At 63.0% G+C, this 7,237-nt stretch carries 6 protein-coding genes; all 6 read left to right on the forward strand.

Going from position 1 to position 7,237, the window contains the following annotated elements:
• Window positions 1-3: 3 nt before the first annotated feature.
• Genes NTD85_RS27600 through NTD85_RS27625 form a run of 6 tightly spaced genes read left to right on the forward strand, consistent with a single transcriptional unit; the run spans window position 4 to window position 7,106 of the window.
• Window positions 4-1,446, forward strand: a complete 1,443-nt coding sequence (locus NTD85_RS27600; protein ID WP_003229756.1) for a mannose-1-phosphate guanylyltransferase/mannose-6-phosphate isomerase — start codon at window positions 4-6, stop codon at window positions 1,444-1,446.
• A complete protein-coding gene (locus NTD85_RS27605; RefSeq protein WP_262143754.1) occupies window positions 1,447-2,244 on the forward strand; it encodes an ABC transporter permease in 798 nt (265 codons plus the stop codon).
• Complete coding sequence (locus tag NTD85_RS27610) at window positions 2,244-3,497, forward strand: ABC transporter ATP-binding protein (protein WP_262143755.1); 1,254 nt, start codon at window positions 2,244-2,246, stop codon at window positions 3,495-3,497. Before NTD85_RS27605 ends, NTD85_RS27610 begins: the two co-directional genes overlap by 1 nt.
• The gene (locus tag NTD85_RS27615; RefSeq protein WP_262143756.1) at window positions 3,494-4,861 is read left to right on the forward strand and encodes a glycosyltransferase family 4 protein; all 1,368 of its coding nucleotides are present in this window, start codon (window positions 3,494-3,496) and stop codon (window positions 4,859-4,861) included. The genes NTD85_RS27610 and NTD85_RS27615 overlap by 4 nt, the downstream gene beginning before the upstream one ends.
• Window positions 4,845-5,975: a glycosyltransferase family 4 protein gene (locus NTD85_RS27620; RefSeq protein ID WP_103521801.1), complete on the forward strand. Its 1,131-nt coding sequence runs from the start codon at window positions 4,845-4,847 to the stop codon at window positions 5,973-5,975. Before NTD85_RS27615 ends, NTD85_RS27620 begins: the two co-directional genes overlap by 17 nt.
• A complete protein-coding gene (locus NTD85_RS27625) occupies window positions 5,976-7,106 on the forward strand; it encodes a glycosyltransferase family 4 protein (RefSeq protein ID WP_103484008.1) in 1,131 nt (376 codons plus the stop codon).
• The last annotated feature ends 131 nt before the right edge of the window (window positions 7,107-7,237 follow it).

The following is a 7,237-nucleotide window of genomic DNA, read 5'->3' on the forward strand; positions in this document are numbered from 1 at the left end:
GTCATGCTGATCCCCGTGATTCTGTCCGGCGGTGCCGGTACTCGTTTGTGGCCGGTGTCCCGCGAGGGCCATCCCAAGCCGTTCATGACCCTGCCCGACGGCCAGTCGCTGCTCGGCAAGACCTACCAGCGGGCGGCAGCATTGCTCGACGGCTGGGGCGACATCGTCACGGTGACCAACCGCGAGTACTACTTCCAGAGCAAGGATCACTATTGCGCCGCCCACGTGTCGCGCCATCGCGGGCACTTCCTGCTGGAGCCGACCGGGCGCAACACCGCCCCGGCGATTGCCGCAGCGGCCCTGTCACTGCAGGCGCTGCACGGCGACAACGCAATCATGGTGGTGATGCCCGCCGACCATTTGATCGTCAACCAGGACGCACTCAAGAGTGCCGTCGAACACGCGGTCAACCTGGCGAAGGACGGTTATCTGGTGACCTTCGGTGTGCTGCCGACTGCCCCGGAAACCGGCTTCGGCTACATCGAGACCGGCGCGCCACTGGACGCCAGAGGCGCGGCGAAAGTGCAGCGTTTCGTGGAAAAACCCGATCTGCAGACCGCCACGCATTACCTGGAAAGCGGCAACTTCCTGTGGAACTCGGGCATGTTCTGTTTCACCACCGCGACCGTGATCAACGAGCTGCAACGGCATGCCCCGGAGCTGCTGGAACAGACCCGCGCGTGCATGGACGCCAGCGCCCCGGTGGAAACCGTCGGCTGCCTGCAACAGGAACTGTCACCGGCGTTGTTCGCCGAAATCACCGACATCTCCATCGACTACGCCTTGATGGAGCGCTCGGAAAAAGTCGTGGTGGTGCCCGCCGGTTTCGACTGGAGCGACATCGGTTCCTGGGGCGCCGTGGCCGCACTGGTGCCGGCCGATGCCGACAACAATCGCGCCAGTGGCGAAGCGGTCTTCATCGACAGCCACAACAACTTCGTGCAGAGCGAAGGCCGGCTGGTGGCCGCCGTCGGTGTGGATAACCTGATCATCGTCGACACCGCCGACGCCGTGCTGGTGGCCCACGCCGACCGCGCCCAGGATGTGCGGCGTGTCGCCAAGCAGCTCAAGGACAAATCCCACGAAGCCTACCGCCTGCACCGCACCGTCAGCCGGCCATGGGGCACCTACACCGTGCTCGAGGAAGGTCCGCGCTTCAAGATCAAGCGAATCGTGGTCAAGCCCGGCGGCAAGCTGTCGCTGCAAATGCACCATCACCGCAACGAACACTGGGTCGTGGTCGAAGGCATGGCCAAGGTCACCAACAACGGCACGGGCACCCATCTGGTGGCCAAGAACGAATCGACGTTCATCGCCGCCGGACACCGGCATCGCCTGGAAAACCCTGGCGTGATCGACCTGGTGATCATCGAAGTGCAAAGCGGCGAATACCTGGGTGAAGACGATATCGTGCGCTTCGAAGACCAATACGGCAGGACGGATTGAATGCTGCTTTCCCTTTACCGCTCGCTGCACAGCTACCGGGGTTTCATCCTCGGCAGCGTGCAGCGGGAGTTTCAAGCGCGGTACCGCAACTCACTGTTCGGCGCTCTGTGGCCGATCTTCAATCCGCTGTCGATGATCATTGTCTACACCGTGATCTTCTCGCACATCATGCGCGCGCGCCTGCCGGGTGTGGACGACAGCATGGCCTACAGCGTCTATCTCTGCGCCGGGTTGCTGGCCTGGGGAATGTTTTCGGAAATCACCCTGCGCAGCCAGACCATGTTTCTGGACAACGCCAACCTGCTGAAGAAAATCAGCTTTCCGCGCATCTGCCTGCCGGTGATCGTGCTGATCAACGCCGGGATCAATTTCGCGATCATCATCACCCTGTTTCTGGGTTTCCTGCTGGTCACCGGGCGCTGGCCGGGCATGGCGCTGCTGGCGCTGATTCCGCTGATCGCGCTGCAAATGATGTTCTGCGCCGGGCTGGGAATGATTCTTGGCGTGTTGAACGTGTTCTTCCGTGATGTCGGCCAGCTCTTCGCCATCTGCCTGCAGTTCTGGTTCTGGCTGACGCCGATTGTTTACCCGATCACGATTCTGCCGGAGTGGGTCCAGCGTCTGTTGCAGCTCAACCCGCTGACCAGCCTGATCGGCAGCTATCAGAACCTGTTCCTGTATGGGCAATGGCCGGTCTGGAGTTCGCTGCTACCGGCGTTCATCGCCGCCGTGCTGATGTGTCTGATCGGCCTGCGCCTGTTTCGCCAGCGCGTCGGCGAAATGGTGGATGAACTCTGATGGGGCATATTCGCGTTACAGGCCTGGGCAAGGCCTATAAACAGTACCCGACGCGCTGGAGTCGCCTGGCGGAATGGCTGATACCTTTTTCACCCGTTCGTCACCATCAGCACTGGGTACTGCAGGACGTCGCGTTCGAGATCGCGCCCGGCGAGGCGGTGGGGATCGTCGGCGCCAACGGTGCGGGCAAGAGCACGTTGCTGAAGATGATCACCGGGACCACTCAGCCCACGTGCGGCAAGATCGAAATCGAAGGTCGCGTGGCCGCACTGCTGGAGCTGGGCATGGGCTTTCACCCGGACTTTACCGGTCGCCAGAACGCGTTCATGGCCGGGCAGTTGCTGGGCCTGCAGGTCAGCGAGATCGAAACGCTGATGCCGGACATCGAACACTTCGCGGAAATCGGCGAAGCCATCGACCAGCCGGTCCGCACCTACTCCAGCGGCATGCAAATGCGTCTGGCGTTCAGCGTCGCCACCGCGCGGCGCCCGGACATTCTGATCGTCGACGAGGCCCTGTCGGTGGGTGACGCCTACTTCCAGCACAAGAGCTTCGAACGCATCCGCAGCTTCCGCAAGGCCGGGACCACTTTGCTGATCGTCTCCCATGATCGTTCGGCCATCCAGTCGATCTGCGATTCGGCCATCCTGCTCAAGGATGGGCGCATGGCCCTGTACGACAAGCCAGAAGTGGTGCTCGATTATTACAACGCCCTGATGGCCGAACGCGAAGGGCAGATCGTGCGTCAGGAAATGCTCGCCGGCGGCGAGGTGCAAACCGTGTCCGGCACGGGCGAGGCAGGCATTCTCAGTGTGCGCCTGCTGGACGAACACGATCGCGCCATCGACGCTGCCGAGGTCGGCCAGCCAGTGGTACTGGAAGTTCAGGTGGAGGTTCGGCGCGACATTGAACGACTGGTGCTCGGCTTCATCCTCAAGGATCGTCTGGGCCAGATGATGTATGGCATCAACACCCATCGTCTGAACAAGGCTCTGACTGACCTGCACGCCGGCGAACGCTTCACTTACCGCTTTGCCTTCGTCATGGGCCTGGGCAAGGGCAACTATTCCGTATCGCTGAGCCTGTCACGCCTGGACTCGCACCTGGACCGCAACTTCGAATGGCGCGATTACGGTCTGGTGTTTCATGTGATCAACAACCGCCAGGAAGATTTCGTCGGCTGTTCCTGGCTCAACGCCAAGACCTCGATCACCCGCCATACCGAGGCAGAGCTGACCGAGCGTGCACCATGACCCGGCTGCTGGTGGAGTGCACCCACGTCTTCAAGCACCCGACGATCAACTCCGGTATTCAACGAGTAGTGCGTAACGTCATCAAGCAACTACCCGAGCGGGTGGGTGATGTCGAGTGCCTGCCGGTGATTTCGCTCAGGGGCCAGCTCTATCGGGTCACACGCCTGGCCCCGCTGGACGCGCCATTGCTCAACGCCGTTGCGACCTTTGGCGAGCGGCTGGAACGCCTCGCCCACCGATTCTGGCAGTGGCACCAGCGCCTTGATCCACGCTGTCCGTCGAAATTCACCCGACGCGTTCTGTACGTCGCTTACCGACTGACCTCCTTCGGCTTGTTTGGTTGTCCGCTGCGCCTGATCAGGCTGATGAACCGCAAGCAACTGCTCAAGCGCTGCACGCCACTGCAACATCAGCCTGGCGACCAGCTGGTGCTGCTGGATTCGTCCTGGCATTCGGACTTTTTTCCCCACGCCGAACAACTCAAGCGTGACGGGGTGGGTATCGTCGCCGTGATCTACGACCTGATCCCGCTGACCCACCCGCAGTTCTACGACACGCGGCTGGTGCAGGTCTTCAGCGCATGGTTCGACTGGATCACCCGCACCGCCGATGGCTACATGGCGATTTCCGCAACGGTGCGCGATCAGCTGCGCGCCGAACTGCAGCGACGGGTCGGCCCGGCACACACCGACAGACTCTGGTTCGATTATTTCCATCTCGGTTCCGAACTGGATCTGCACAGCGCCAGGGCTACCGTCGAACCGCGCCTGCAACAACTGTTCAGTACACCGGAGCCCGTGTTCCTGATGGTCAGCACCATCGAACCGCGCAAAAACCACACGTACCTGCTCGATGCCTTCGAGCGGGCCTGGGCCGCCGGCTGCACGGCGCGGCTGTGCATCGCCGGACGCATCGGCTGGAAGTGCGACGCTCTGCTCGCCCGGGTGCACAATCATCCCGAACTGAATCGCCGCCTGTTCATGTTCAACGAGTTGAGCGACACCAGCCTCGAACATGCCTACGCCCACGCCAGTGCACTGGTGTTCCCCTCGTTTGTCGAAGGCTTTGGCCTGCCACTGGTAGAAGCCATGCAGCGCGGCTTGCCGGCGATGGGCAGTGACATCGCGGTGTTCCGCGAAATCGGCGGCGAGTTCATGGCCTACTTCGATTTGCAGGACCCGCAAAGCCTCGCCGACTTGATCATCCGGTTCCAGCAAAGCGGTCAGTTCCCCGCTGCCCGCAATGTGGCTGACTGGCGCTGGATCGGCTGGCGCGAGGCCAGCGCCCAATTGACCGAACGCACCGCACACAACGTCCTGAAAGCGCCATCGGCGCCAGCGAGGCCGTATGCGCATTGCCCTTAACGCCCGGATCCTGCAGGCACCGCGCACCGGCATCGGCCATTACGTCGCCGAACTGGTTCGCGCCTTGCGCAGCACCACCGATGTCGAAGTGGCGCTGTTCCACGGCTGGGGCTGGAGTTCGGCGCTGCCGGAAGCGGCGATGCCCGGCTATTCGCGCCTGACGCCGCTGCTGCGGCAGATCCCCGGCGCCTATCAGGCGCGGCGCTGGCTGGAGCAGAAACGCTTCGATCAGGGCCGCACGCAAGGCATCGACCTGTATCACGAGCCGAGCCTGTGGCCGCTGGCCTTCGATGGCCCGACCGTGATCACCCTGCACGACCTGACCCATCTGCACTTTCCTGATTCGCAACCGGCGGCGCGCCTCAAGGAAATCGAACGGCGCCTGGCTGCTGGCGTGCAACAGGCGCAACGGATCGTGACCGACTCACAGGCGATCGCCGACGAGGCCCAAGCCTACTTCGGCCTGCCGGCCGAGCGTTTCGTGGTGGCGCCACTGGGTGTGGCCGAGCGCTTCCACCCACGGGAACCACACGCCATCGAAGCGGTGCTCAAGGCGCATGCCGTTGCCGCGCGAGAATATTTTTTGTGTGTCGGCACCCTGGAACCGCGCAAGAACCTGAGCCTGGCCCTGCGTGCCCACGCCTTGCTGCCGGATGCCGTACGCCAGCGCTTTCCGCTGCTGATCGTCGGCATGGCCGGCTGGCAACAGGCCCAGTTCAGCGACGAACTGCGCCAGGCCCTGGCCTCAGGGCACGTTTGCCTGCTCGGCTACCTGCCGGATGAACACGTCGCCCAGCTGCTGGCCGGCGCCCGTGCGCTGGTGTTTCCATCACTGTATGAAGGTTTCGGTCTGCCGGTCCTGGAAGCCATGGCCAGCGGCACCCCGGTGATCCTCACCCGATCTTCAGCCATGCCGGAAGTTGCCGGCGCGGCAGGCAACTACATTGAACCTGACGATGCACACGGCTTGCGCGATGCGCTGAATCGCCTGATCGACGATCAAGCGCATTGGCAGGCCTGCCGAGAAGCCGGACTGCACCGGACGCGGCTTTTTTCCTGGGTACGTTGCGCACAGGCCACCGCCGGTGCCTACCGCCAGGCCATGGGAGGCTGAATGCGAGTTCTTCACTTTTTCAAAACCTACTTGCCTGACTCGGTCGGCGGCATCGAACAGGTGATCTTCCAGCTGTGCGAAAGCGGCGCGCATCATGGCATCGACGGTCAGGTGCTGACCCTCAGCGCCGATCCGACCCCGCCCGTGGTGCAACTCGGTCAACATGAAGTGCATCGCGCCAGACTCGACATCCAGTTCGCCTCCACCGGTTTTTCCTGGAGCGTGTTCAAACAGTTTCGCGAGCTGGCCGCCGAAGCCGATGTGGTCAACTACCACTTCCCCTGGCCGTTCATGGACCTGGTGCACTTCGCCAGCGGCATGAACAAGCCGAGCGTGGTGACCTACCACTCGGACATCATCCGCCAGAAGCATCTGCTCAAACTCTACCGACCGCTGATGAACCGCTTCCTCGCCAGCGCCGACCGGATTGTCGCGGCATCGCCGAACTACCTGCACACCAGCGACGTGTTGCAGCAGTTCCAGGACAAGACCCGGGTGATTCCGTACGGCTTGAACAAGGCCGGTTATCCACAGGCGGACAGCGAACGCATGAATCGCTGGCGCCAGCAGCTTGGGGATAAGTTTTTCCTGTTCGTCGGGGTCATGCGTTATTACAAGGGCCTGCACATCCTGCTCGATGCCTTGAAGGACGTGGACTATCCGGTGGTAATTGTCGGCGCCGGGCCGCTGGAACTGGAGCTGCATGCCCAGGCCGCTGCGCTGGGCCTGCGCAATATCCACTTCCTCGGACGCCTGGGCGATGAAGACAAGGTCGCCCTGCTGCAACTGAGCTACGCCATCGTGTTCCCGTCGCACCTGCGCTCCGAAGCGTTCGGCATTTCGCTGCTCGAAGGCGCGATGTACGGCAAACCGATGATCTCCAGCGAAATCGGTACCGGTACCAGTTACATCAATATCCACAACGAAACCGGCCTGGTGGTGCCTCCGAGCAATCCACTGGCGTTTCGCGAGGCGATGCGCACCTTGTGGGAAAACCCGGAGCGCGCGGCAGCCATGGGCATCAAGGCCGAGGCGCGTTACCGGCAGCTGTTCACCGCCGACGAGATGGCCCGCAAGTGGACCGAGCTGTATCAGGAGTTGCTGGAAGAGAAAGACCTGTCCTACGCCTGACCCGTTGCTGAAACACATCCCCTGTGGGAGCGGGGGGGGGGGGGGGGGGGGGGGGGGGGGGGGGGGGGCGGGGGGGGGGGGGGGGGGGGGGGGGGGGGGGGGGGCGGGGGGGGGGGGGGGGGGGGGGGGGG

Origin of the sequence: Pseudomonas sp. 13B_3.2_Bac1, from assembly GCF_025466205.1 — a bacterium.
In the GTDB taxonomy this organism is placed as follows: domain Bacteria; phylum Pseudomonadota; class Gammaproteobacteria; order Pseudomonadales; family Pseudomonadaceae; genus Aquipseudomonas; species Aquipseudomonas fluorescens_H.